This is a genomic window from Stenotrophomonas sp. TWI169 (genome assembly GCF_039674705.1).
Taxonomy (GTDB): Bacteria; Pseudomonadota; Gammaproteobacteria; order Xanthomonadales; family Xanthomonadaceae; genus Stenotrophomonas; species Stenotrophomonas maltophilia_P.
On the sequence record NZ_JBDJOB010000001.1, the window covers coordinates 18598 to 41924 of the forward strand.

The window sequence follows — 23327 nt, forward strand, 5'->3', positions numbered from 1 at the left end:
CTAGCCCGCCGATGTGAACGCGGTCGCGGGATTGGTCCGTCCAGGCATGCCTGAATACGGAATGCCGTCAGTTATGTGACGAACAACCCACTTCTACGGTGGTCGAGGCGTCGTGATTTTGACGAACACCGCAATCTGGTAGATTTGATGGCTGGAATCCGACGCCGCCGGGTAGGTGCAGGCGTCTTCACACTGGAATTGGCATGGATCAGCTGAACTACGTGATGACCCAGGTTGCCGGGCTCGGTGACGCGCAACGCCTGTATCGACTGCGGTCCGATGCACTGGAAGGGTGCACGGTGGAGCGGTGGCGCGGCGGTGATGCGCTCGGCCAACATGCCTGGACCGATGTCGATGTACTCGCCACGCGCGCTGATATCGCGCTGGATGCCCTGCCGGGCACGCGTGCGACACTGGTCGCGCAGATGGCCGATGGTGGTCAATGGCAGCGCAGCGGCCTGATCGCGGACGCTTCCTGCCTGGGCAGCGACGGTGGCCTGGTGCGCTACCGGCTGCAGCTGGTGTCATGGACGTGGTGGCTGCAGCATGCTCGGCACAGCCGCGTGTTCCAGGAACAGAGCGTGCGTGCGATCGTCGATGCCGTACTGGCAGGGCACGCTGGCATCGCGCGCTGGCGCTGGGCCGAGGGCGTCGACGCCTTCCTTGGCCAGCGCGTGCGCAGCTACTGCGTGCAGTACCGCGAGAGTGACCTGGATTTCCTGCAGCGCGTGCTCGCCGAAGAAGGCCTGGGCTGGCGTCTGTACGCCGATGAGGAAGCGCCCTGCGGCAATGGCATGGAGATCTTCGCCGACAGCGTCGCGCTGCCGGAAGATGCCACCAGCGCGGCTGCAGGCGTGCGGTTCCATCGCAGTGACGCCACCGAATCCAGTGACAGCGTGCAGGCCATTGGCCTGCGTCGGCGCCTGGCCAGTACTTCGATCAGCCTGCAGAGCGATGATTACCGCCAGGTACGCGCACTGGTGGCACAGTCGCCGATGGAGGGCGGAGGTGGCCAATCGTCGCGCGAAGACTACGATGCGGTAGGTGCCTACGCCTTCAGCGACAGTACCGCCGGTGCGCGCCAGGCCCGCCTGCAGGCGCAGGCGCGCGAATCCCACAGCCGTGGCTGGCAGGGGTCGGGTACGGTTCGCGGCTTCCAGTCCGGACAATGGCTGCGGCTGCAGCAGGCCCCCGGTGCGACACCGCCTGAGCTGCTGCTGGTGGCCGTCGAACATGCCGGCATCAACAATCTCCCTACCGATCTGCGACGAAGCCTCGATGACGCGCTGGGCGTGGCGCCGATCGATCCGGCCGACGCTGCGCTCTGGCAGCAGGCCGAAGCAACCGGGTATGGCAACCGTTTCGACGCGGTGGATCGCACCCTGCCGTGGCGCCCGCTGCTGCAGGACGGTAGTGGCGCACGGCTGAATCCGCGCCCGACCGTGCCGGGTTACCAGACCGCTGTCGTGGTTGCCGGCGACGGAGGCGCCAGCAAGGACCTGCACGCCGACAGCCATGGCCGCGTGCGCGTGCGTTTCCACTTCCAGGAAGGTGAGGGCGGCGGAGCCAACGACAGCGCATGGCTGCGTGTGGCACAGCGTTATGCCGGACCCGGCGTGGGCAGCCAGTTCCTGCCGCGCATCGGCCAGGAAGTGCTGGTGGGCTTCCTCGACGGCGATATCGATCGGCCTCTGGTGCTGGGCACCCTCTATAACGGACGGGGTGAGGCGGGCGTGGCACCGACGCCGGCCGGTGGAAGCGGCCAGAGCGACGTATCGCTGTATGGCCAGGCCGCAGACATGCGAAGCAGCGCGCAGGCCAACCTCAGTGGCGGCCAGGCGCCGGCTTGGCATGCTGCCGGAATGGGCGACCAGGCGCATCGGCAGGGCGGTGCGCTGTGGGGTATCCGCTCGCGCGAGTGGGAAGGCGGGCAGGGCGCCAACCATCTGCTGTTCGATGACTCGAACCAGCAACTGCGCGCGCAGCTGGCCAGCAGCCAGCAGGTGTCACAACTGACCCTGGGGCACCTGCGTCACCAGGCAGACAATTATGTCGGCAGCCTGCGTGGCACCGGTTTTGAACTGCGCAGCGACGCGTGGGGCGCGGTGCGCGCCACGGCCGGTGCCTGGTTCTCGGCGTACGGGCATCGGTCGACGGCACCTGCGGGCGAGGCAGTGCAGCCCGCTGCCTTGCTGACGCAGTTGCAGGCATTGGGCGAACGCTTCACCCAGGCCGCGCGTACGCACCTGACCAGCCCGTTGGCGATGCAGGAGGGCGCGCGCGCGCCAAAGCGCTCGGAGCTGGTTCCCGATCAGTCGCCGGTTCCCGCGCTGCTGGCGAGCGTACGCACCACCACGGGCGGTGATGGATTCGATATCGGCAAGAGTGGTGCGACCGAGCGCAAGTCGGATGCTGGGCAGGATCGCGTGCCGCATTCGGGTGATCCACTGCTTGGACTGGCCGCACCGCAGGGACTGGTGCAGGTGGCAGGCCAGGGAGTGCACTGGGGGAGCGGTGAAGGCCTGCTGTTGGCCAGTGGCGGTCATAGCGACACGGTTACCATGGGGCAGACCCGTCTGCATGCGGGGCAGGCGATCGGCGTGCTTGCGTCCGTGGTTGAGGGCGCAGCGGCCGCACCCACCGCGCTTGACGTCGTGGCCGGCACTGAAATGCTCGATATCCAGTCCCAGGCGGATGGGGTGCGCGTGCAGTCGCGTGGCGCTCTGCGCGGGGCCAGCGCGCAGGCGCCGGTGGAACTCGCCGCGGCCAATACGATCCACGTGGCGACGTCCGGGGGGGCCAGCCTGACCATTGCCGGTGGCAACATCACCATCGCCTGTCCGGGCACGATCAAGGTGCATGCGGGCAGCAAGTCATTCGTCGGCCCGGCGCAGCAGGGCTATCCGCTTCCCCAGTTCCCGCGCAGCAGCTGTAAGAGCTGCATTCTCGACGCCATGCGCCAGGGCACGCCGGGAGTGCTGGTGTGAATCGTTACGCCGTGATCGACAGCGCGCAGCGGTCGCACTTCCATGAGCGGCTGGAGCGTCTTGGCGCGCGCTACCGCTCGCTGTTCGAAGGCACGGCCGAGGCCGGCCTGCTGGATATTGCTCCCTTGCTGGTGGCTTGGACGGACAGGGACCTGCACGCGCAGCTGGATGCGGAGATCCGGCAGATGGGAGCGCAAAGGCCGGGCGTGACCCTGCTGTGGAGTGCACTGGAACTGGACGATCTCGCGAAGCGGTTGCGTGCTTTCCATCTGGTGAAGGTGCCCGAGAAGGGCGGTCGCGAGATGCTGTTGCGCTGGTACGACACCCGTATCCTGCCTGCACTGCTGGATCTGTTGTTGCCTGCGCAGCGTGCCGCCCTGCTGGAGGGCGTGCAGCGCCTGCAGTACTTCGATCGCTACGGCGATCTGCAGGAATGGCCGCTGGCCGAGATGCTGGCCGGAATGGATGATGCCGGCCTGCCTGCGCTTCCGCCATTGCGCCTGGACGAAGACCAGTACACGTGCCTGCTGGACGCGTGCGAGCCGGATGTGGCCATTGCCCAGCTTCGCAGGGTCATCCCCGATGAGATCAAGCGGGTGCCGTATCGATCGCTGTACCCGTTCGTCGTCGACCTTATGCAGGATACGATCGCCCACGGTGTGAACCAGGTGGACGATCACGTGCAGTACCTCTTGCTGGCGTTGTACACCTCCGGCGCGTGCCGCGGCCATCCTGCCGTGCAGGCGCGTTTCGCGCAGCCTGCCGGGAGCTGTGAGGTGCCGTTCGCGGACTGGGCATCAGCGCTGCCGGAAGATGTCTGGACGACGGGCGTCCCGCTGTGGGACCACACCGCCTCGCCTTTGCAGGCCGAGCCTGCACCCTCGTGGACGTGAAGGAAGAATCATGCGTTTGATGCGGACCCATCTGCTGGCGGCCCTGGCGTTGCTGCTCCTGTTGCCGGCATTGGCGGCCTGCAAGGGACGGACGGCCTCCACGCCGGTGGCCGTGCTCGGCTACAACCATACGGATGCATACATTGCGCAGTTCCTCGTGAATGGCGGCAGTGGCGGGTCGGCCGATTCCCACTCGGAAGGCGGAACTGTCTGCTGCGTCGTGCTGCCTGATCGATGGACGCCGGACATGAAGGTGGAGATCGAATGGACCACGGATCTGGAAACGTTCCAGAAGAAGACCGTTGCGATTCCGAAGTACAACCAGCTCGGAAACCTGGCCGTTCATTTCCTGCGCAATGGCGAGATCAAGGTCTTCGTCACCAATCTTGTGCTCGGTCATCCCGACTATCCATTGACCGGCCCCGAGGCGCCCTTGCGCGAGGGCGAGAATCCAGTCTGGGAGCACCTTCGGCGCCCGCTTGAAAAGTGATCACGGGGCCCGGTCGCTCACCGGGCATCCGATCCGAATGCTTGGCGTGGGTGACAAGGACAACGATCCCGGCGGGGACCAGCAGCGAATCCAGGAGACAAGGACATGAGTGGACGCACGGCAACCGGCGCGCAACCAATGCCGGCAGATGGACGCAGAGCGCTGAGCGGCGCCGAAGCGCAGCAGCGGGCGCGGGCCATGGCGTGCATGCGCGAGAAGGGCTCCGAATGCCAGGGCCAGGTGCACGTAGGCATCTACTTCGACGGCACCGGCAACAACCGCGAGTGGGAAGGGACCTTTGTAACCGGCAAGACGCGCTCCCCCAAGACCCAGCTGGCCCGCAACGGTCACAGCAATGTGGCGCGCCTGTACGACGCCGCCCTGAAGGAGCGTGGCAACGGCTTCTTCAGCATCTACGTTCCCGGCGTCGGCACGCCATTCGCCGACGTCGGCGATACCAACCAGGATGGTGACACGCTGGGAGGCGGCGCCGCGCGTTATGGTGCGGATCGCATCCACTGGGCCATCCTGCAGGTCATCAATTCGGTACATCAGTACCTGAACGGTGGTGACCTGATCCAGCCCAACGAAGCCAAAGTACTGGTCGCCTCAATGAGCGAGACGCGGCTGCTGGAAGGCATGACGCGACGCGCGATGCTCACGGCAATCGCGCAGCGGTTGGAGCGCGTGGTCAAGGGGCACCAGCGCCGCGTCAAGTCGGTGCACGTTTCCGTCTTCGGCTTCTCGCGTGGCGCGGCACAGGCGCGGGCGTTCGTGCACCGGCTGTATGAGACGGCAGAAGCCTGGGGCAGCGGTTGCGGCTACAACATTGCCGGCATTCCGCTCTACCTGAACTTCATGGGCATCTTCGATACCGTTGCGTCGGTCGGCGTTGCTGCGATGAGCCGCGTCTCGAAGGGCAAGTGGGACTGGGCCGCCGGTGACATGATGAGCATTCATCCCGAAGCACGCCAGAGCGTGCATTTCGCGGCCCTGCACGAGCAGCGGATCAATTTCCCGCTGGACCTGGCGACCAGCGGGAAGGAGGTGCTTTACCCGGGCATGCACTCGGATGTCGGTGGCGGCTACTCGCCCGGCGGCCAGGGCAAGGACTTCGTTTCCGGTGCCGCGAACGGTACCGCCAAGCTTGCGCAGATTCCGTTGATCGACATGCATCATGAGGCCGTCAAGGCAGGCGTGATAATGAAAACGATCGAGGAACTGGGGGCGCAGCCAGTGCTCGCCATGCATTTCGGCTGTCACCCACAGCTGATCCGCGATTACAACGCCTGGCTGACCGGTCACGGTGTCCCCGGAGGCGCGCACACGCAGCAGATTGCAGGACATTGCCGGCAGTACGTTGCCTGGAAGGGCAAGCGGCTGCCGAATGGTCCACAGAGCGTGCTGCAACAGCCGTTCTTCAAGCAGTCCGATGCCGAGGATCAGGTGGATCTGGCCAATGCGCAGCGCGATTTCGCAAATCTGGTTGGAAAGCTGCGCAGGGGCAAGGAGGAGATGGCGGCCTACCGCAGGCAGCTGGACGAAAGCCAGAAACGCATGGAGGCGGGTCGCAAGATCGGGCGTCCGGTATTTGAACCTACGCCACGGGCCTCCCAGGCGGCTTACGACTACGCAAAAATCCCGGCCGAGACCAGCACTCTGCTTAACCTTGTGCTGGACGGTGCGCCGGTACCCGATGTGAGTACGGTGCTGTTTGACAACTACATGCATGACTCGCTGGCCGGCTTCTACATCGGGAAGTGGACGGAGCTGAATATTCCTGCCGTCAATACCTACGGCTACCTCCGCTATCGCGAGGTCTTCAGTGTGGCCGGCAGGAGGGCTCAGGAGTGCCGGGATCCGGCCACGCTGCCGCCAGCGAACATCCCCACCATCGGCGGCGCGTTCCAGCAGCTGGGCTCGGCAATGGGCGGGTGAGGCGATGCAGCGTCTGGAATGCCCGTTGCGCTTATGCGCCAATCGGGCGCTTCACCTCGGGGAGGCTGGGAGCCATGCATCAGAGCAGGTCAGTGAATCGTCAGCGCCCCGCTGCGCTGCGTCAGCTGCTCCTGGCCAGCCTTGTGCTGCCGCTGGTGGCATGCCGGCAAACCACCTCACAGGATATCGAGCAGGCAGACACCGCCGGCCGTGCGCAGGCCTCCATCGAGGCAAAGGCAGACGCCCATGCCGCGCAGGCGGAGCCGCCGTTGCCGGGTGATCCGGACAGCTCTGAAACGCTCTTCGACGGATTGCTGGATTGCCAGCCGAAGGGCTGGTACCTCAGCACTGAATCAGGCCAGCCCGCGAATCCTTACCTGGCCCTGCACGCGCCCGAACCCTGCGAACGCGATGAGGAGTTCGGGATGGCGCACTTCTGCGTCAAGGCCGATTTCCATGGCCTGCCGGTCTACGGGGTCGTTGCCCATCTGGGAACCGCACCCACGCCCATCGGCATCATGATCGATCTACCACTGGACCAGGCGCGTGCGCGACTCCGCATGGCGCTGGGGTCTGAGTTTCCCGATGACGCGCGCAGCCGGCGCGGCGAAAGGCCGATGCTGGGTCCCCAGGTCGGCAACGCGCAGAAGTCGCAGTTGATGTGTGCGCCCGATTGGGCCTGATCAAGATGGGCAGGCGATGGCCCGAACAAGCCAAAGGTTTAGGCTACGTCGGTGGTTCGCGCGCTTCTTGTCGAAGGCCTGGAACGGAGAAATGGTGAAGATCACCACCCGTGTCTGGCGTGGACTGCAGCCTGTGCTGTTGCTCGGCCTTCTTCTCTCGGTCGCCGCTTGCACCGGGAAGCCGAATTCATCGCAGAACCCAGCTGCAGGTGTGCCGCCAACGGGGGCGGCCACTAAGACGAAGGAAGTGCCTGCATCTACAGCGCGAAGCGCACGATATGCCGGCGTCAGGATGCTCTCACCTCATTCCGGCTGCGCGTACGAATACAGCCCGGTGGACTTCTGTGATGCGCAGCATCGCGCGCAGATCGACCAGGCCATCCTTACCCAGGTGCCGAACTTCAACCGGCATTACATCCTGGCCCAGCTGGATGAGCGCAAGGAGTACTTCCAGCGCTCCATCGTGCTGATCGACAGCCGCGACGGCACCGTGTATCCGTTGCCCATTGATGCGTTCTCGGGCCCGCTGGTGGGCAAGGAGGGCGCGCGTACCTATGGCACGGTGGAGACATCCGCTGAGAGCGACACGTTCTGCGTGAGCGGCGCACTGCTCGTCTACCGGGCATTCGAAGAGGGCCGCTTCTGCTTCGGATTCGATGGTGTCAGATTCACCGGCCACACCACGCAGTACATGCAGTAGCGGCCGCCTTCACCCGCGAGCGCCGGCCCGGCTGAACGAGCCGGGCTGTCCGACGTGGCGGGCGTCGCACCTTCATGGCATCCTCACGAAACTGATTGGCCACCGGCCATCGACGGATGAACGACATGCAGAAGTGGATCGGACGCACCGCCGGCGGGTTTGCGGTGGCGCTGTGCCTGGCGGCGCCGCTGGCACAGGCCGCCGAACCGGCCTTTGGTGGCTGGCGCAACCTCGACTCCCGCGATGGTGCCGAGCCCGCCTTGCGCGACGTCCCGTTCGCACTGCTGCCGATGCCGGTCGCACGGGATGCGCGCTTTTCGGTGTATGACCGCGAGAGCAAGCGGCTGGTGTGCTGCCTGCAGGTGGCCAGCGCCGAACTGGATGACACGGCGCTGCGCAAGGTCTATCAATTGCCCGAGCAGTGGGTGACCGACCTGCGCAACGGCCGCAGCACGGCCCGCCCGTGGCCGACGCGGGTGTACGAAATGCGCCGCGTTGGCGAACTGGTCGACTACGGGTTCAGCGATGCGCCGGAGGCCTACAGCGATCTGGGAGGCCTGCTGCTGCCCGCCGACGCGCGCCTGCTGCCCGATGGCAGCGTGCAGGCAGGGGCGACCTATCGCCTGCAGTTCCGCAGCACGCCGCTGGGGGATGACAGCAGCGCGCTGGACCGCTTCACCCTGCAACCGGCACAAGACACAGGCAAGCCGGTGATCGTCGAAGTGTCCTACGGAACCTATTGATCCGGAACGTTAATCCGGCGTGACGGCGGTCGCGTGCGCCGCCGTTTTCCATCTGCTACCGTCGCCCTACAGGGGAAGGACCTGCCCGCCGCGTCGCGGAGGGCAGCAACGGTAGGAACGCCATGGAAGCGATTCGCAACCTCATGGTGCAGGCAGCGGGTCTTGATGCCGGCAGCCGCCTGTATCGGTTGGATCTCCCCGGCATGCCGGCGGTCGTTGTCGACCGGTGGCACGGGCGTGATGCCCTGTCGCAGGGGCGGCATCTTCAGATCGATGTACTCGCGCTGGACGCATCGCTGCCACTGGCTGACTGGCCGGGGCGGCCCGCATGCCTGCATGTGCACCTGGCCGATGGCCAGGATTGGCCGCGTCACGGCGTGATCGCCGATGCGCAGTGCGTGGGCGCTGACGGTGGACTGGTGCGCTATCGCATCACGCTGCGTGACTGGACCTGGTGGCTCGACCAGGCCCGCTGCAGCCGCGTGTTCCAGGAACAGAGCGTGCGCGAGATCGTGGACGCGGTGTTCCAGATGCACCCGCAACATGCGCATTGGCGCTGGAGCGATGAGGTCGACGGGATGCTGGCCGCATCCCGGCCGCGCAGCTATTGCGTGCAGTACCGCGAGACCGACCTGACCTTCGTGCAGCGTTTGCTGGCCGAAGAAGGGCTGGGCTGGTGCGTGCAGGATACCGGGGAGGCGACGGCCGGCCACGGCGTGCTGCTGTTCGCCGATTCGACCCTCCTGCCGGAAGCCGCTGCGTCGCAGTCGGCGGGAGGGATCCGCTTCCATCGCGCCGATGGCACCGAGCAGAGTGATGGCGTGCAGCAGCTTGGCCTGCAACGGCGGCTGCATAGCACGCACGTGCAGCTGCACAGCAGCGACTACCGCAGTGCGCGCTCGCTGGCCGGCCAGTTGCCGGTGCAGGGCAGAGGGCAGGCGCGACGCGAGGATTACGACCCGGTTGGCGCGCATGCCTTTGCCGACGCGGCCGAGCTGCAGCACCACGCTCGGCTGGTCGCCGAGGCACTGGAGGCGCAGGCACTGCAGTGGCACGGCCGTGGCAGCGTGCGCAGCGGCGATGCCGGCCAGGTCTGGTCATTGCGCGGAACGCCGGGGCCGGTGCCGACCGAACTGTTGCTGGTGGACGTCGAGCACGCCGGGGTCAACAACCTGCCGGTGGATCTTCGCCAGGCGCTGGCAGCGATGGACGATGCCGCCGCCACCGCGGACACGCTGCAGGTGGCTGCCCAGACGCAGGGCTACGCACAGACATTCGTCGCGCTGCCCCGCGACCGGCGTTGGCGTCCGACGCTATGGGACGGCACGGGTGCGCGACGCAATCCGCGGCCGCTGGCGCCCGGTTACCAGACAGCGGTCGTGGTGGCTGCACAGGGCGCCGACGGCACCGAGCTGCACGCCGATGCACTGGGACGGATCCGCGTGCGGTTCCACTTCCAGCAGGAAGAGGGCAGCACGGACAGCGCGTGGCTGCGCGTCGCGCAGCGCTATGCGGGGCCGGGCGTGGGCAGCCAGTTCCTGCCCCGTATCGGCCAGGAAGTCCTGGTGGGCTTCCTCGAGGGCGACATCGACCGGCCGCTGGTGCTGGGCGCGCTGTACAACGGGCGCGGAGAAGGCGGCGTCGCGCCGACCCCGGCGGGCGCCAGCGCGGAGGCCGATACGTCCATGTACGCACAGGCGAGGGATGGCACCGGCAGTGCGCAGGCCAACCTCGGGGGCGGCCAGGCGCCTGCCTGGCATGCGGCGGCGACCGGAGAGCAGGCACACCGCAACGCCGGTGCGCTGTGGGGCGTGCAATCACGGGAGTGGCAGGGGGCCGGCTGGAATCGTCTGCTGTTCGACGACAGCGACCAGCAGCTGCGGGCCCAGCTGGCCAGCAGCCAGCAGGCTTCGGCATTGACGCTGGGGCATCTGCGCCATCAGGCGGACAACCATCGAGGCAGCTTCCGCGGCAGTGGATTCGAGTTGCGCAGCGACGCCTGGGGCAGCGTGCGCGGGCAAGGCGGGCTCTGGTTGAGTGCCTATGCCCGCCGCAGCGTCGAACCGGCAGGTACGGCGGCACAGCCTGCTGCGCTGTTGCAGCAGCTGGCCGCGCTGGCCCGCAGCCATGCTACGGCGGCGGGTACGCATCTGACAGTGCGGCCGGCCGCGCATGTCGGCGTGCAATCGCCGCAGCGCTCGCGTTTGGACGGTTCGCAGTCACCGCTGCCGGTGCTGCTGGCCAGCGTACGCAGCACGGTGCCCGGTAACGCGTTGCAGGAAGCGGCCGGGTCGGCGCCGGAACGCAGCGGTGATGCCGGCGAGGGCCGCGTTCCGCATACCGGCGATGCCCTGCTGGGCCTGGCTGCACCTGATGGTGCGCTGATGGTGGCCGGACAGGGGCTGCTTTGGGCGCCGGGCGAGACACTGGCACTGGGCAGCGGCCAGCACGGCGAGGCCGTGGTGATGGGGCAGGCGCGCTGGCATGGACGGCAGGCCATCGGCGTACTGGCCGCAACACTGGAGGGGGCTGATCCGGGCGAGCCGGCGCTGACCCTGGCCAGCGGCGAACAGGTGCTGGACGTCAAGGCGCAACAGGACGAGGTGCGCGTGCAGTCGCGGCAGTCGCTGCGGGGCACGAGCGCACAGGGTGCCGTGGAGGTGGCTGCGGGCCGGACGGTGCAGGTGGCCACCGCAGGCGGGGCCAGCATCACCCTCAGTGGCGGCAACATCGTGTTCAACGCACCCGGCAGGATCAGCGTGCACGCCGGACGCAAGTCGTTCCTGCCCGGCGATCGCGGTCGTTACCCGTTGCCGGTCTTCCCGCAGTCGGTCTGCAAGGAATGCCTGCTGCTGGCCGCACAGCGTGCAGCCCCACTGACACCAAAGGGAGGCTGAGCGTGGCCAACGACTGGCAGTTCCCACCGTTCTCGCCACCGCCGCTGGATGAGGGCACCCAGCGTTACGTTCTGCTCGATGGCGCGCAGTGCGAGCAGCCCCTGCAGCTGCTGCGCGCGCTGCCCTGGGCGCCGCTGCCCCTGTTCGACGGCCTGCTGGCCGATGGTACGGATGACGCCAGCGTGTTCCTCGCACGCCTGCCGCGTGGCCTGGAGCTTGACCGCTTCCTGCAGCGTGCGGCGTCGTACGCGCGTTCTCCGGGCCTGCTCAGCCTGATCGACACGGCATTGCCTGCGGAAGAGCTGCAGCAGCGGCTGCAGAGACGGCTGGACGCCAGCTACCCGAACGGCAAGCTGTTCCTGGCCCGCTTCTTCGACGCGCGGGTGCTGCCATGGTGGGTGCAGGTGCTGGACGCGGCGCAGTGCCGGGCCTTCCTGGCGCTGGGAGAGCGCTGGTGGTACCTGCGCCACGATCTGAAATGGGCGCACCTGGAATTGCAGGACAGCGTGCAGGATCCGCACGATCCTCCCTGGGTGCTGGAGGCGGCGCAGCGGCGCGCCCTGATCGATGCCAGCTACCCCTACACGCTGATCGATCACTTCCAGCTCTCCGATCCGGAGCTGCTGGCGCGGCTTCCCCGTGCGCGCTGGTATACCTTCTTCCGACGGGTGGTGGCCACGGCCGCGGACGTCGGCATCGAGGACAGCCGACGGCTGGTGATGGTGTCGACCTGGGCGCTGCTGGCCGGTGTCGATCTTGGCGAGGATCCCGCATGGCGGCTTCGCCTGCAGGACTTCGCGGCGGGGCGGCGCAGCGCTGCCGATATCGGTGACGAAGTGTGGCCGCTTGAAGAAAGCTGGGACTGAACGGAGCGCGATCGGAATGATGGGCAACAAGTACCTGTGGTGGAGCGCGCTGGCGGTGATCGCGCTGCTGGTGGTGGGCGTCGGCTGCAGCCGGGCGATGGCGCGCGGCAAGACGCCGATCATGTCGTTGTTCGCGTTCAACTACAGCCCGTATTACCTCGACGATGTAAGGGTGGATGGGCAGTTTCTGGGCGGAATCGGTGGATACACCAACGGTGGCTCCGGCATGGCCCCGCGTGCGCCCCGAGGCAAGGGGCCGCACAGCGTGCGCGTGCGCTGGATCGAGGCCAACCGATACGATCTGGCCACCAACCGCTATCTGGATGAAGGGCACCGCGTGCCGCGTGAAGCCGTGGTACCGCTGAAGACGCCCTATCCGCCCAACCCGGCCACCTTGCTGCTGCACTTCTATGCGGACGGCCATGTCGAGGCCGAGCTGCTGGACAAGGGCGTGAACAAGTGGGACGTACGGCGCATGCCAGTGCCGAAGGAGCACAAGGACCATGACCAGTATTGATCCGACCGCGATTCCCGGGCAGGTGGATCTTGAACCGGGCACCCCGGATCCGGTCGCCCAGGCCGAGGGCACGGCACGCACTGCGCGACTGGCCCGCGGCACACGTCCGCTGAGCGATGCCGAGCGCCGCCGTCGCCAGGAGGCGATGTGTGGCACCGTGCCCGACAAGGAAGCGGCCACTACGGGATGCACGCAGAGCCTGCACCTGGCCGTATTCTTCGATGGCACCGGCAACAATCGCGATGAGGAGCTGAACAAGGCCCAGAATGAGCGCGCATTGTCGAACATCGCCCGCTTGTTCATCGCGCACAGGGACGACACGCGGAACATAAAACGGCAGTACCTGTCCGGCGTAGGAACACCGTGCCCGGAGGTCGGTGATAAGGGGGGACTGCTGGGGCTGTCCATCGGCAAGGGCGGGCGCGAGCGCATCGACTTCGCGCTGCAGTCGCTGGACGAGCTGATAGACAGCCAGCCCGAGCCGATGCGCATCCTGGTGGTCAGCGTGTCGGTACTGGGCTTTTCGCGCGGAGCGGCTTCGGCACGCGCGTTCGCCCGCGATCTGGCCGCGCGCTGCCGACGCCAGGCCGATGGCACCTGGCTGTACCGCGAGCGTATTCCGCTGCGGATCGGATTCATGGGCGTGTTCGATACGGTGTGCTCGGTGTGGCCCAGCCTGACGGCGGCGGCAGTGAACTACCGCAATGGGCATACCGGATGGGCTGAAGGCATGACCATACCGGAGATCGTGGAGCAGTCGGTGCACATGACCGCCGCCCATGAGCTGCGCGGCCAGTTCCCCCTGGATTCCACCCGCGAGCATGCCCAATACCCCGCCAACACGGTGGAAATATGGTTCCCGGGTGTGCACTCGGACGTGGGCGGTGGCTACGATCCCCAGCACCAGGGGCGCCGGAACAGCATCGCGCGCTTTGCCCTGAACGAGATGTATGACATGGCGCAGGCCAGGGGGGTGCTGCTCAACCCGATCAGTCGCCTGGAACAGCACGTCAAGGCTGAGTTCGACAAGCAGGATCCGGAACTGCAGGCGGTGTTCAACGCCTATCTGCAGGCGGTGCGGGTCAAGCGTGGACGCATGGAGGACGTGCAGGCGTCGCATATGGAGCTGCTGTATCGCTGGCTGCGCGTGCGCGTGGCACGTGGTGACCAGTTGCCGTCGATGCAGCGGCTTGCTGCACGCGAAGAGGCCCTGCGCGAACAGGTGCGCACGCTGCGCCGACGGCAGTCGCAGCTGCCATCGCCCTGGGACAACGACAACCTGCATCTGGCCGACCAGGGCAATGCGGAGAAGACCGCCGAATGGAACCGGGTGTCAGACGAGCTGAAGGCGCGCAACGATGAGCTCTCTGCGGTACGCAAGCAGCGCCGGGGGCTGGAGAAGGAGAACGACACGCTTCTGGACAAGATCGTCAGCCTGCGACGGCGCCGGGAGCGCGGCAGAACGCTGACAATGGCCGAGCGGGTCACTCTGGAATCCTGGGACAATACGACCCTGCTGCCGCCGGAGGTGGAGACCTTCTTCGATGGGTACGGTCATGACTCGGTGGCGCACTGGTTCATCGGCAACCTGAGCCAATGGCGGGTGCTGTACTTCGGCGCGACCAAGTACACGCCCGGCAAGGTCGAGGAGACGGCGGATACGCGAGAGGCCGTGCCCGGCTGAGGGGGCAGGGTACACTGGCCGGCGCAGCCCTTGCCGTGCCGTCGATTGTGAGACCCGTGACCCGCCTGATCCTGTTGTTGTCCTGTTCGCTGCTGGCGGCCTGCGCCAGCGCGCCTGCGCCGGCTCCGGTCCCGTCGGATGCGCTGTGGAGGCTGATCGAGCGCGATTGCCGCGGTGCCGATGTGCCGCGTGGCGCCTGCCTGCAACGGGACGCGACCGCGGCCCGCCGCGATGTGCTCATCAAGGACGCCCATGGCGACTACCAGTTCCTGCTGATGCCACTGGACAAGGTCAGTGGCATCGAGAGCGCTGTGCTGTACCAGCGCGGTGCGCCGAACTACTTCGCGGCTGCCTGGCAGGCCCGCGGGCATACCGAACAGGCGCTGGGCCGCCCCCTGCCGCGCACTGTCGCAAGCCTTGCACTGAACTCGCCGCACGGCCGTTCCCAGCATCAGCTTCACATCCACATCGACTGCCTGCGCGCCGATGTGCTGCAGGCGCTGGACACGCACGCCCCGGCGGTCGGAATGCAGTGGGCGGCGTTGCCCGTGCCGCTGCGTGGCCATCGTTACGTTGCGCGCATGCTGCCGGGAGCAGAACTGCGTGCCAATCCATTGAACCTGCTCGCCTATGACCTGAGCGGGCTGCCCGATGTCGGCCAATGGAGCCTGGTGGTGGCAGGCCGCGAGAATGTGCTGGGAGGCCCCGGCTTCATTCTGCTGGCGACCCGCCTGGATCCCGCGACCGGCAATGAGGCCAGCGGTGAGGAGCTGCAGGACCATGCGTGCTCGGTACTGACCGGGGCGGATGCCGCGCTGGAGCGGGTCCGCTAGTCCGGGCGGACCTGTTGTCGCCAGCGCGGCGCGGTCAAGGCCAGCAGTTGCCGGTCCTGCCAGCCATCGATATCCAGATGGTGATCGCGCAGCAGGCCTTCATGCTCGAACCCCACCGAGCGCAGTGCATCGACGAAAGGCGTGCTGCTGGCCACCGGAAGCAGGGTGAACACGCGATGCAGTCCGACCTGGTCGAACAGGAAGGGGCACAGCGCCTGCAACGCCTGCGCGGGATGCTCGTGGCTGTGCTGCATTGAACGCAGCTCGGCGCAACGGGCGTGGGCGGAGTGCAGCTGGATCTGCAGTTGATCATGCAGCATGCCGTGCCGGTCATCGAACACGCCCAGCAGCAGCTGGTCGTTGTCCTGCTGCAGGCGCGAACGGTGGACGCCTGCCAGGAAGCGCGCTTCCTCGTCGACGCCGGACGGGCGGAAGATGCCGCGGCTCCTTCGATCGTCGAAGGCGCGCCAGCGTGGCAGATCGGCGCGGTTGAACAGGCGCAGGGTGATCGGGGCCGCCTGCAGCTGCACGAGGTGTTGGCGCAGCACGGGGCGGAGCGGTGGAATCGGAGGGCCGAAGGAACAGGTCGTCATGGCTTGACGATGCCCGTACATGCGGCGCCACACCATCAAGAATGTTGTAAAACGCACGTTGTCAGCGCGCGGCGTCACTTATCAGCTTCCGGCATAAGCCCATCAGGCCTGGTCATTTCCGCTGAAACTGTCCGTTCGGGACACTTTCGTTACGGGATCGTTATGCGCGCACAGGCCGCCGCGTCCCGTCCAATCGTCCAACTCCCCCAGGAAGCCCATGTCCGCCTCTCCCCAGGCGCTGCGCCATCGTCCGCTGGTGCTCGCGCTGTCGTCCCTGATGCTGGCCTCGTTGCCCGCCTTCGCGCAGGAAAGCGCACCTACATCACTGCAGGAAGTGAAGGTCACCGGTTCGCGCATTCCGCGCGCCAGCGTTGAAGGGCCGTCGCCGGTGACCGTGATCAGCCGGGAGCAGATCGACGCGCAGGGCTACCGCAATGCATTCGACGCCCTGAGTGCGCTGACCGAGAACACCGGCAACGTGCAGGGCGAGGATTACGGCAATACCTTCACCCCGGCCGCCAACACCATCAATCTGCGCGGGTTGGGGCCGAACCGCACGCTGGTGCTGGTCAACGGTCGTCGCCAGTCCGACTACCCGCTGGCCTACGAAGGCTCGGTCAACGTGGTGAACCTGGCCAACATTCCCAGCGCCCTCATCGAGCGTATCGAAGTGCTCGCCGGCGGCGCTTCGGCCGTGTACGGTTCCGACGCCATCGCCGGCGTGGTCAACATCATTCTCAAGGAGCGCTACGACGGCGTGGACATCAACGTTCGTGCCGGCGGTACCGAGCAGGGCGGGGGAGACAACCAGCGCGTGCAGGTGGTGGGAGGTGGTGCCGGTGAGCGATGGGAAGGCGTGTTCGGCTTCGAGCTGGGAATCCGCAAGGCCATCCACGCACGCCAGCGCGATTTCATGGACTCGCTGGACGATGATCCGCGTGGCACGGTCCCGCAGGCCACGGCCATCGCCTATCGGCGCAATGCAGCCACCGGCAGGAACATCGACCCGGGCAGTGACGGCTGCGATGCCGCTTCCGGGATCTACGGCGGGAGCGTGTTCCGCGCCACCAATCCGCGCCTGGGCAGTTACTGCGGCAGCAACGAGGCCGCCGCCAGCTACTGGACCGTGCAGACTGAAAAGCGCAACCTCGATGGCTATGGCCTGCTGACCTTCCACCTGGACGAACGGACCGATCTGTTCGCCGACCTGGCCGTGGGCAGCGCCACCATCTACAACAACACCCGTGCCCCGACCTGGACGTCCGCACGCAATTACTTCTACAACCAGAACAGTGGTGAACTGGAGAGCTGGTATCGCCGGTTCGCACCGGAAGAAGTGGGCGGCCTGCCGCGCAACGCCAATCGCTTCCTGGAAAAGTCGTGGTCGTTCAACGTCGGTGTACGCGGCCAGCTGGGTGACAGTGACTGGGACTACGAGGCCGTCTACAGCCGCTCGCGCTACGAGAACCGGACGCGGCGGCCGGTGCTGCTGGCGGGAATCAACGAATACCTGCTCGGCCCGACGCTGGGCGTGCGCGACGGGGTGGAAGTCTACGCGCCGGATCCGGCACGGCTTTACCAGCCGCTGACGCCGGACGAGTACGGGCAGTTGTCCGGTTACCAGGAGAGCCGCAATGCGGCGTGGCTGCAGACCTTCAGCGCCAGCGTCAACGGCCGCCTGTTCGAACTGCCCGGAGGCGAGGCGGCGCTGGCGGCCGTGGTCGAGGCCGGCAGCCAGGGGTATCGCAACCGACCGGACCCGCGGCTGGGAACCGGAGAGTTCTGGAACACCAGTGCCGGCGTTGGCGCAGGGGGAGAGCGTGATCGCTATGCGGTGGGTGCCGAACTGCAGCTGCCGTTGCTGCCGCGCCTGACCACCACGCTGGCGGGCCGCTACGATCAGTACCGGGCCGCAGGCGAACACATCGGCAAGGCGACGTGGAGCTTCGGCGTGGAGTTCCGCCCGCTGGACAGCCTGTTGATCCGTGGCACGGCCGCCACCAGTTTCCGTGCGCCGGACATGAACTACGTGTTCGCCACTGAAACCCGCGGCTACAACCCGGGCATGACCGATTACTGGCGGTGCCGTACCGCCGGTCAGCCGTATGACGACTGCGACTTCAACGGGCTGTCCATCGACTTCAGCAACCGCGCCAATCCGCAGCTGCAACCGGAAACCGCCAAGTCGTACGGCTTTGGTGTGGTCTGGTCGCCGCTGGCAAGCCTGGATTTCAGTGCGGACTACTACGACATCCGCATCGACAACGAGGTGACCAATCTCGACAGCAGCCGCATTCTGCGCGACGAAGCCGATTGCCGCCTCGGTCGTACCCTGGGCGGTGAAGTGCGCGATATCGGTTCACCGCTGTGCCAGGACGCGCTGGCCCGCGTGATCCGCAATCCTTCCACGGCGGCGGTGCAGCCGGACCAGGTCACCCGGGTGCTGATCAATCCGATCAACGCGGCATCCGAATCCGTGCGCGGCATCGATCTGAAGGGCAACTGGCGTTTCGATGCCGGGCGGGCGGGGCGCTTCACCACGCGTCTGGCCTACACCGTCGTGCTTGAGCATGAGTACCGGCAGTTCGCCGATGACGAGGTGCGTGACATCCGCAATTCCCTCGACGACTGGCAGTGGCGCAGCAAGGTCAATGGCAGCGTGACCTGGAACCGCGGTGACTGGACCGCGACGGTGTACGGCAACCGCTATGGCTCGCTGCCGAAGAGCGATGGCAGCGGCCGCATCGGACCGTACATGACGTACAACGCGAGCGTGTTCCGCAGCTTCGGCGACAACCTGTCGCTGGGTGTCATCGTCAACAACCTGCGCAACAGCCGGCCGCCGGCGGACCGCAACGGGGGGGGCTGGCCGTTCTATCCGGTCGGCAACTACGACCCCTATGGCCGCCAGTTCTGGGTGGAGATGGATTACCGCTTCAACTGAGCAGCGCAGGTGGGGCGCCTCTTCGACTCGCGTCTGCGGCGAGCGGAGAGGCGTCGCTTGATGCCTTCACGACGCACGGACAGTCGTCACCCCCGCTCGCAATCACGCTTACGGCAACGCCTGCACCAGATAGGATTCGATGACGTAGCTGAAAGGTTGCTGCTGCCGGTCGCGCAGCAAGGCGCGTACTTCCAGGATGATGCCGTGGTCGCCCTCGCCACGGGGGGGCCAGAAGGTCTGGTCGGCTTCGGTCTCGCGCTGGAAGCCCAGCGGGCCGACCACGCGGCCGAAAGGCTCGTCGGTGCTGTCCAGCACCTGGTTCATCGCCGTACTGAGATGGCCGGGCAGGTACCAGTTGTCGGCCTCGGACAGCACGCGGTTCCCGCACACCAGCTGCACGCGGCGGTAGCGCAGCGCGGCGCTGGAGTCGGCGCCCAGTGCCTGCAGCACCTCGGCCGGGGCCTGCTTGTCATCGCCATGGATGCGCACCGCGCGGACGCGGGCCTGCTGGGCCAGGCCGTGTTCGGCACACCAGCTTTCCAGCGTGGCTGTGGCGCTCTGCCCGGACAGCACCCGCTGATGCAGCCGTTCGACCAGCGCCGCCGGGGCGATCCGCTGCTGGCCAGGCGGTGCCTGCGGCGGCGGAGCGCCGACGGCATCGCTGGCGGACAGGCTGGCGATCGGCGCGGCGGCAAGCAGTGAAGCGGCCTGCCAGCGGCGGATACGATCGTGGCGGTCGGACGGGCCCATGCGGCATCACAGCGGAAACAGGTGTCTATGGTACCCGTTCAGCGCTGTGTACGGCGCACCCGCCGCGCCCCTGCACCCGGCGATATTCATCGAACGGGCTCATACCGGCTCGCGCTGCACCTGCTGCCACAGCTCGCTGGCCAGCGCACGCACGGCATCATCGGCGTCGCCACGGTGCAGCAGCCCGATCTCGTAGTTGTCGATCACCGGCAGGTTCCGTTCGCCGTCGATGATGCGGTGTCCGCGGCCCACTGCCCGGCGCGGCAGCAGGCTGATGCCGATGCCATCGGCAACCGCGCCCTGGATGCCGCTGAGCGATGAACTGGTGAAGGCGATGCGCCAGCGCAGGCCGAGTGCTTCGACCGCCTGGATCATTTCGTCGCGGTACAGTCCGCGCGGCGGGAAGGTCACCAGCGGCAGGGGCTCCTGCAGCAGGCAGCCACTGCGCAGGCTGTCGATCCAGTGCATGGGTTCACGCCGGCAATGCACGGCCTGGCGGCTGTTGCGGCGCTGCTTGACCAGGACCAGATCCAGTTCGCCATGATCGAAGCCATGGGCCAGATCGCGGCTGAGGCCACTGCTGATCTCCAGCTTCACCTGCGGATGGCGGCGGCTGAAAGCGGCCAGCATGCGCGTGGTCTGCGCGTTGACGAAGTCCTCGGGCACACCGATGCGGACCGCTGTTTCGACCGTGGCGCCCGCCAACGCCTGTGCCATTTCCTCGTTCAGGTCGAGCATGCGCCGGGCATAGCCCAGCAGCGTGTGGCCGGCGTCGGTGGGCTGCACATCGCGATGGCCACGCTCGAGCAGGCGATGACCGGCCAGGTCTTCCAGACGACGCACCTTCTGGCTGACCGTGGACTGGGTCGAGTGCAGGCGGGTCGCCGCAGTGGTGAAGCTGCCGCAGTCGGCCACCATCACCAGGGCCCGCAGCAGGTCCAGTTCGAACAGTGACCTATTCGATTTTGAACTTTCTTGCATTTGAACATTTCATTTCTGGATACCCGTGGCGACTTCTACCATGCGGCCAAGGCACCGGCAACGTCCGGCCGACTGATTCCGGAGGGTTCATCATGTACCTGCAACACCGCTGCCTGCGCTGGGCTGCGCCCTCACGGCGCGCGCTTCTGCTGTGCCTGCTGGCCGTGGCATTTCCGGCCTGTGCCGCAGACCCGTCCGGCCAAGCCGACGTGCGGTTGCGGGAGGCCGCCAGCCGCGGCGATGCCGGAGCGGTGCGCCAGGCACTGGCCGATGGCGCGGCCTTGGAAGCGCGCGACGCACAGGGCCGCACCGCGCTGCTGCTGGCGACCCATGGCAACCGCGTGGACGCGGCGCGCGTGCTGATCGAGGCGGGGGCCGATGTCAACGCCAAGGACAGGCTGCAGGACAGTGCCTATCTGTACGCCGGTGCGCGCGGACTGGACCGGATCCTGGCCTTGACCCTGAGCCATGGTGCCGACTTGCGCAGCACCAACCGTTATGGCGGCACCGCCCTGATTCCCGCCGCCGAGCGTGGCCACGTCACCACGGTGCGCATGCTGCTGCGTGCGGGCGTGGCAGTGGACCACGTCAATCGACTGCAGTGGACGGCGCTGCTGGAGGCGATCCTGCTCGGCGACGGAGGGCCGCGCCACACGCAGATCGTGCAGCTGCTGCTCGAAGCGGGCGCCGATCCTGAGCTGGCCGACGGCGAGGGCGTGACGCCGCTGGCTCACGCGCGCCAGCGCGGCCAGGCCGCGATCGAAACCCTGCTGCGCCAGCATGGCGCGACACGCTGATATCTGCTCCTTCCATTCCGCACGCTGGCCGTGCCCATCAGGATGTTCTCCATGTTCTGTTTCCGCCCGTTGTCCCTTGCTGTGCTGTTCGCCTGCGCACCGCTGTCCGCAGCTGCGGCCGAACGTGCCGATCTGCTGATCCGTAATGCCACCGTGGTCGATGTGGAGCACGCCCGCACCCTGCCGGGGCAGAGCGTGGTGATCCGCGGCGAGACGATTGTTGCGGTCGGCCCTGACGCAGGGCTGGAGGGCCAGTGGCGCGCGGACCGGCAGCTGGATGCGCAGGGGAAGTACCTGATTCCGGGACTGTGGGACATGCATGTGCACTTCGGTGGAGGCCCTGCGCTGATCGAAGAGAACAAGGCACTGCTGCCGCTGTACGTCGCCCATGGCATCACCACCGTGCGCGACTGTTCGGGTGATCTGCCGCAGCAGGTGCTGCAGTGGCGTGGCGAGATCGCCGCCGGCACACTGTTCGGTCCACGCCTGCTCAGCTCCGGCGCCAAGATCGAAGGCATCAAGCCGGTCTGGAAGGGGACGATCGAAGTCGGCAGCCGCGCCGATGCCGATCAGGCGATCACGCGCCTGCAGCGCGACAAGGTCGACTTCGTCAAGATCACGGACAGTACGCTGACACCGGAACTGTTCCTGTACTCGGCCGCCGCCGCGCGCAAGGCAGGATTCAGGGCATCGGGCCATATCCCAATGGCGCTGACCGTGGAGCAGGCGGTCGATGCTGGCCTGGCGTCGATCGAACACCTGGACTATGCGTTCAAGGCGGGCAGCAGGGATGAGGCGCGGATTGCAGCCGATTTCGGCGCCGGACGTATCGATCGTGCGGAAGCCAACCGGCAGCTGGATGCCAGTTTCGACCGTGACACCGCGATGCGCGCGTATCGTGATTTCGCCCGTCGAGGCGTGTTCGTGACGCCCACACTCAACGGCGGACGCATTCTCGACTTCCTCGACCAGGACGATCATGCCCACGATCCCTATCTGGCCTACATCGGCCCAGGCCTGCGTGCCACTTACCAGTGGCGCGTGGAGCGCGCGGCCAAGGCCACGCCGGCACAGATCCAGGCGCGGCATGCGCAGTACCGGCAGGTGGCCGCGGTGCTGCCGATGCTTCAGGAAGCGGGTGTGACGATCATTGCCGGCACCGACGCCGGCTTCCTCAATTCGTTCAACTATCCCGGGATCGGACTGCACCAGGAACTGCAGCTGTTCGTGCAGGAAGGGCTGACACCGCCCCAGGCCCTGTCAGCGGCCACGCGGTCTGGCCCGGCCTGGTTCGGGCAGATGGACCGCTACGGCAGCGTGACCACGGGCAAGGCCGCGGACCTGGTACTGCTCACCGCCAATCCGCTGCAGGACATCGCCGGGACCCGGAAGATCGACAGCGTGATCCTGCGCGGCCACGTGCATGATCGTGCAGCGCTGGACAAGATGCTGGCCGACACCCGCGCGCGCGTGGCCGCGTGGAACGATGAAGCAGACAAGGGCCGATCAGCGGACTGAACGCAGTCATCGTTGTAGTGATGAGGGGAACGGGGGAGTCGCCACGCGTTGCTGCGGGCACTCCCGACCGTTCCTTCGTTCGTTTTGCGCTGCGCAAAACGAGCCTGAAACGTCAATTGGGATCGCATTTTTTCCCCCTGAAAACGGGTGTTCCAGCGTAATGACGTGCCAACTGCGTCACAGAGCTTTCAATGGCCCACGCAATGAAGGCCGCATGCACGCAATCTGCATGGAACGTTCACTTCGACGCGGTGTATACCCTCCCGCAGCGGACGGGGAGCAATGGCCGACGTCCGACGGCCCTGACCGCGTCGCTGAACGCGCGTCGGCGATTCCAGACAAGAGGACTGTCGTTCATGCATCTGCATCTCGCGCCCACGCTGTAGCGCTGCATCGCACCACGACCGGGCGCGTCGCATCGCTGCATCCGGTCGCCTGAAGAATCCGAAGCACGTATCCGGCAGCAGGCGGTTTGCCTGTTGGCGGTGGCTTCGCGCGAAAACATATCCATTC

18 protein-coding genes are annotated in these 23327 nt (G+C 66.7%); 15 read left to right on the forward strand and 3 right to left on the reverse strand.

The window, feature by feature from the left end; all coding sequences use genetic code 11:
• The first annotated feature begins 203 nt into the window (after positions 1-203).
• From ABE543_RS00080 to ABE543_RS00135, 12 genes are all read left to right on the forward strand, one after another.
• Positions 204-2987 carry a type VI secretion system Vgr family protein gene (locus ABE543_RS00080; RefSeq protein WP_346475081.1) on the forward strand — a complete coding sequence of 928 codons (2784 nt, stop codon included), beginning with the start codon at positions 204-206 and terminating at the stop codon, positions 2985-2987.
• The gene (locus tag ABE543_RS00085; RefSeq protein WP_346475082.1) at positions 2984-3880 is read left to right on the forward strand and encodes a DUF4123 domain-containing protein; all 897 of its coding nucleotides are present in this window, start codon (positions 2984-2986) and stop codon (positions 3878-3880) included. The genes ABE543_RS00080 and ABE543_RS00085 overlap by 4 nt, the downstream gene beginning before the upstream one ends.
• Positions 3881-3890: 10 nt before the next feature.
• Positions 3891-4370 (forward strand): DUF3304 domain-containing protein, encoded by a 480-nt coding sequence (locus tag ABE543_RS00090; protein ID WP_227255287.1) that lies wholly within the window; start codon positions 3891-3893, stop codon positions 4368-4370.
• 105 nt (positions 4371-4475) lie between these two features.
• Positions 4476-6308 (forward strand): DUF2235 domain-containing protein, encoded by a 1833-nt coding sequence (locus ABE543_RS00095; RefSeq protein WP_229765839.1) that lies wholly within the window; start codon positions 4476-4478, stop codon positions 6306-6308.
• Between the two features lie 143 nt (positions 6309-6451).
• Positions 6452-6991 (forward strand): hypothetical protein, encoded by a 540-nt coding sequence (locus ABE543_RS00100; protein WP_346475083.1) that lies wholly within the window; start codon positions 6452-6454, stop codon positions 6989-6991.
• A gap of 292 nt (positions 6992-7283) precedes the next feature.
• The gene (locus ABE543_RS00105) at positions 7284-7691 is read left to right on the forward strand and encodes a hypothetical protein (protein ID WP_197601132.1); all 408 of its coding nucleotides are present in this window, start codon (positions 7284-7286) and stop codon (positions 7689-7691) included.
• A gap of 125 nt (positions 7692-7816) precedes the next feature.
• A complete protein-coding gene (locus ABE543_RS00110; protein ID WP_164151831.1) occupies positions 7817-8434 on the forward strand; it encodes a decarboxylase in 618 nt (205 codons plus the stop codon).
• Positions 8435-8556: 122 nt separating this feature from the next.
• Complete coding sequence (tssI, locus tag ABE543_RS00115) at positions 8557-11331, forward strand: type VI secretion system tip protein TssI/VgrG (RefSeq protein WP_346475084.1); 2775 nt, start codon at positions 8557-8559, stop codon at positions 11329-11331.
• A 2-nt stretch (positions 11332-11333) separates the two neighbouring features.
• The gene (locus tag ABE543_RS00120; RefSeq protein ID WP_346475085.1) at positions 11334-12197 is read left to right on the forward strand and encodes a DUF4123 domain-containing protein; all 864 of its coding nucleotides are present in this window, start codon (positions 11334-11336) and stop codon (positions 12195-12197) included.
• Positions 12198-12213: 16 nt separating this feature from the next.
• Positions 12214-12714, forward strand: coding sequence for a DUF3304 domain-containing protein (locus ABE543_RS00125; protein ID WP_111185948.1), 501 nt, complete (start codon positions 12214-12216; stop codon positions 12712-12714).
• The gene (locus ABE543_RS00130; RefSeq protein WP_277380778.1) at positions 12701-14398 is read left to right on the forward strand and encodes a DUF2235 domain-containing protein; all 1698 of its coding nucleotides are present in this window, start codon (positions 12701-12703) and stop codon (positions 14396-14398) included. The genes ABE543_RS00125 and ABE543_RS00130 overlap by 14 nt, the downstream gene beginning before the upstream one ends.
• Before the next feature lie 56 nt (positions 14399-14454).
• Positions 14455-15231, forward strand: coding sequence for a CDP-diacylglycerol diphosphatase (locus tag ABE543_RS00135; protein WP_180875322.1), 777 nt, complete (start codon positions 14455-14457; stop codon positions 15229-15231).
• Here the strand turns inward: ABE543_RS00135 and ABE543_RS00140 are convergent.
• On the reverse strand, positions 15228-15779 hold the full coding sequence (locus tag ABE543_RS00140) for a GNAT family protein (RefSeq protein ID WP_309250431.1): 552 nt from the start codon (positions 15777-15779) through the stop codon (positions 15228-15230). The genes ABE543_RS00135 and ABE543_RS00140 overlap by 4 nt on opposite strands.
• Before the next feature lie 262 nt (positions 15780-16041).
• Between ABE543_RS00140 and ABE543_RS00145 the strand changes: the two genes are divergently transcribed.
• Complete coding sequence (locus ABE543_RS00145; RefSeq protein WP_346475086.1) at positions 16042-18768, forward strand: TonB-dependent receptor; 2727 nt, start codon at positions 16042-16044, stop codon at positions 18766-18768.
• Between the two features lie 108 nt (positions 18769-18876).
• Here the strand turns inward: ABE543_RS00145 and ABE543_RS00150 are convergent, their stop codons facing one another.
• Positions 18877-19518, reverse strand: a complete 642-nt coding sequence (locus ABE543_RS00150) for a hypothetical protein (protein WP_065175273.1) — start codon at positions 19516-19518, stop codon at positions 18877-18879.
• 99 nt (positions 19519-19617) lie between these two features.
• Positions 19618-20499, reverse strand: coding sequence for a LysR substrate-binding domain-containing protein (locus ABE543_RS00155; protein WP_164151820.1), 882 nt, complete (start codon positions 20497-20499; stop codon positions 19618-19620).
• Between the two features lie 92 nt (positions 20500-20591).
• Between ABE543_RS00155 and ABE543_RS00160 the strand changes: the two genes are divergently transcribed.
• Entirely contained in the window at positions 20592-21296 is a 705-nt protein-coding gene (locus ABE543_RS00160; RefSeq protein WP_197601126.1) for an ankyrin repeat domain-containing protein, read from the forward strand.
• 51 nt (positions 21297-21347) lie between these two features.
• Positions 21348-22814, forward strand: coding sequence for an amidohydrolase family protein (locus ABE543_RS00165; RefSeq protein WP_346475087.1), 1467 nt, complete (start codon positions 21348-21350; stop codon positions 22812-22814).
• The last annotated feature ends 513 nt before the right edge of the window (positions 22815-23327 follow it).

Excerpts from the sequence above, each read along its gene's own strand:
- ABE543_RS00145 (WP_346475086.1), top strand. The coding sequence starts at position 16,042 with ATGTCCGCCTCTCCCCAGGCGCTGCGCCATCGTCCGCTGGTGCTCGCG.
- ABE543_RS00160 (WP_197601126.1), top strand. The coding sequence starts at position 20,592 with ATGTACCTGCAACACCGCTGCCTGCGCTGGGCTGCGCCCTCACGGCGC.
- ABE543_RS00125 (WP_111185948.1), top strand. The coding sequence starts at position 12,214 with ATGATGGGCAACAAGTACCTGTGGTGGAGCGCGCTGGCGGTGATCGCG.
- tssI (WP_346475084.1), top strand. The coding sequence starts at position 8,557 with ATGGAAGCGATTCGCAACCTCATGGTGCAGGCAGCGGGTCTTGATGCC.
- ABE543_RS00155 (WP_164151820.1), bottom strand. The coding sequence starts at position 20,499 with ATGCAAGAAAGTTCAAAATCGAATAGGTCACTGTTCGAACTGGACCTG.
- ABE543_RS00080 (WP_346475081.1), top strand. The coding sequence starts at position 204 with ATGGATCAGCTGAACTACGTGATGACCCAGGTTGCCGGGCTCGGTGAC.
- ABE543_RS00095 (WP_229765839.1), top strand. The coding sequence starts at position 4,476 with ATGAGTGGACGCACGGCAACCGGCGCGCAACCAATGCCGGCAGATGGA.
- ABE543_RS00130 (WP_277380778.1), top strand. The coding sequence starts at position 12,701 with ATGACCAGTATTGATCCGACCGCGATTCCCGGGCAGGTGGATCTTGAA.
- ABE543_RS00150 (WP_065175273.1), bottom strand. The coding sequence starts at position 19,518 with ATGGGCCCGTCCGACCGCCACGATCGTATCCGCCGCTGGCAGGCCGCT.
- ABE543_RS00165 (WP_346475087.1), top strand. The coding sequence starts at position 21,348 with ATGTTCTGTTTCCGCCCGTTGTCCCTTGCTGTGCTGTTCGCCTGCGCA.
- ABE543_RS00110 (WP_164151831.1), top strand. The coding sequence starts at position 7,817 with ATGCAGAAGTGGATCGGACGCACCGCCGGCGGGTTTGCGGTGGCGCTG.
- ABE543_RS00090 (WP_227255287.1), top strand. The coding sequence starts at position 3,891 with ATGCGTTTGATGCGGACCCATCTGCTGGCGGCCCTGGCGTTGCTGCTC.
- ABE543_RS00105 (WP_197601132.1), top strand. The coding sequence starts at position 7,284 with ATGCTCTCACCTCATTCCGGCTGCGCGTACGAATACAGCCCGGTGGAC.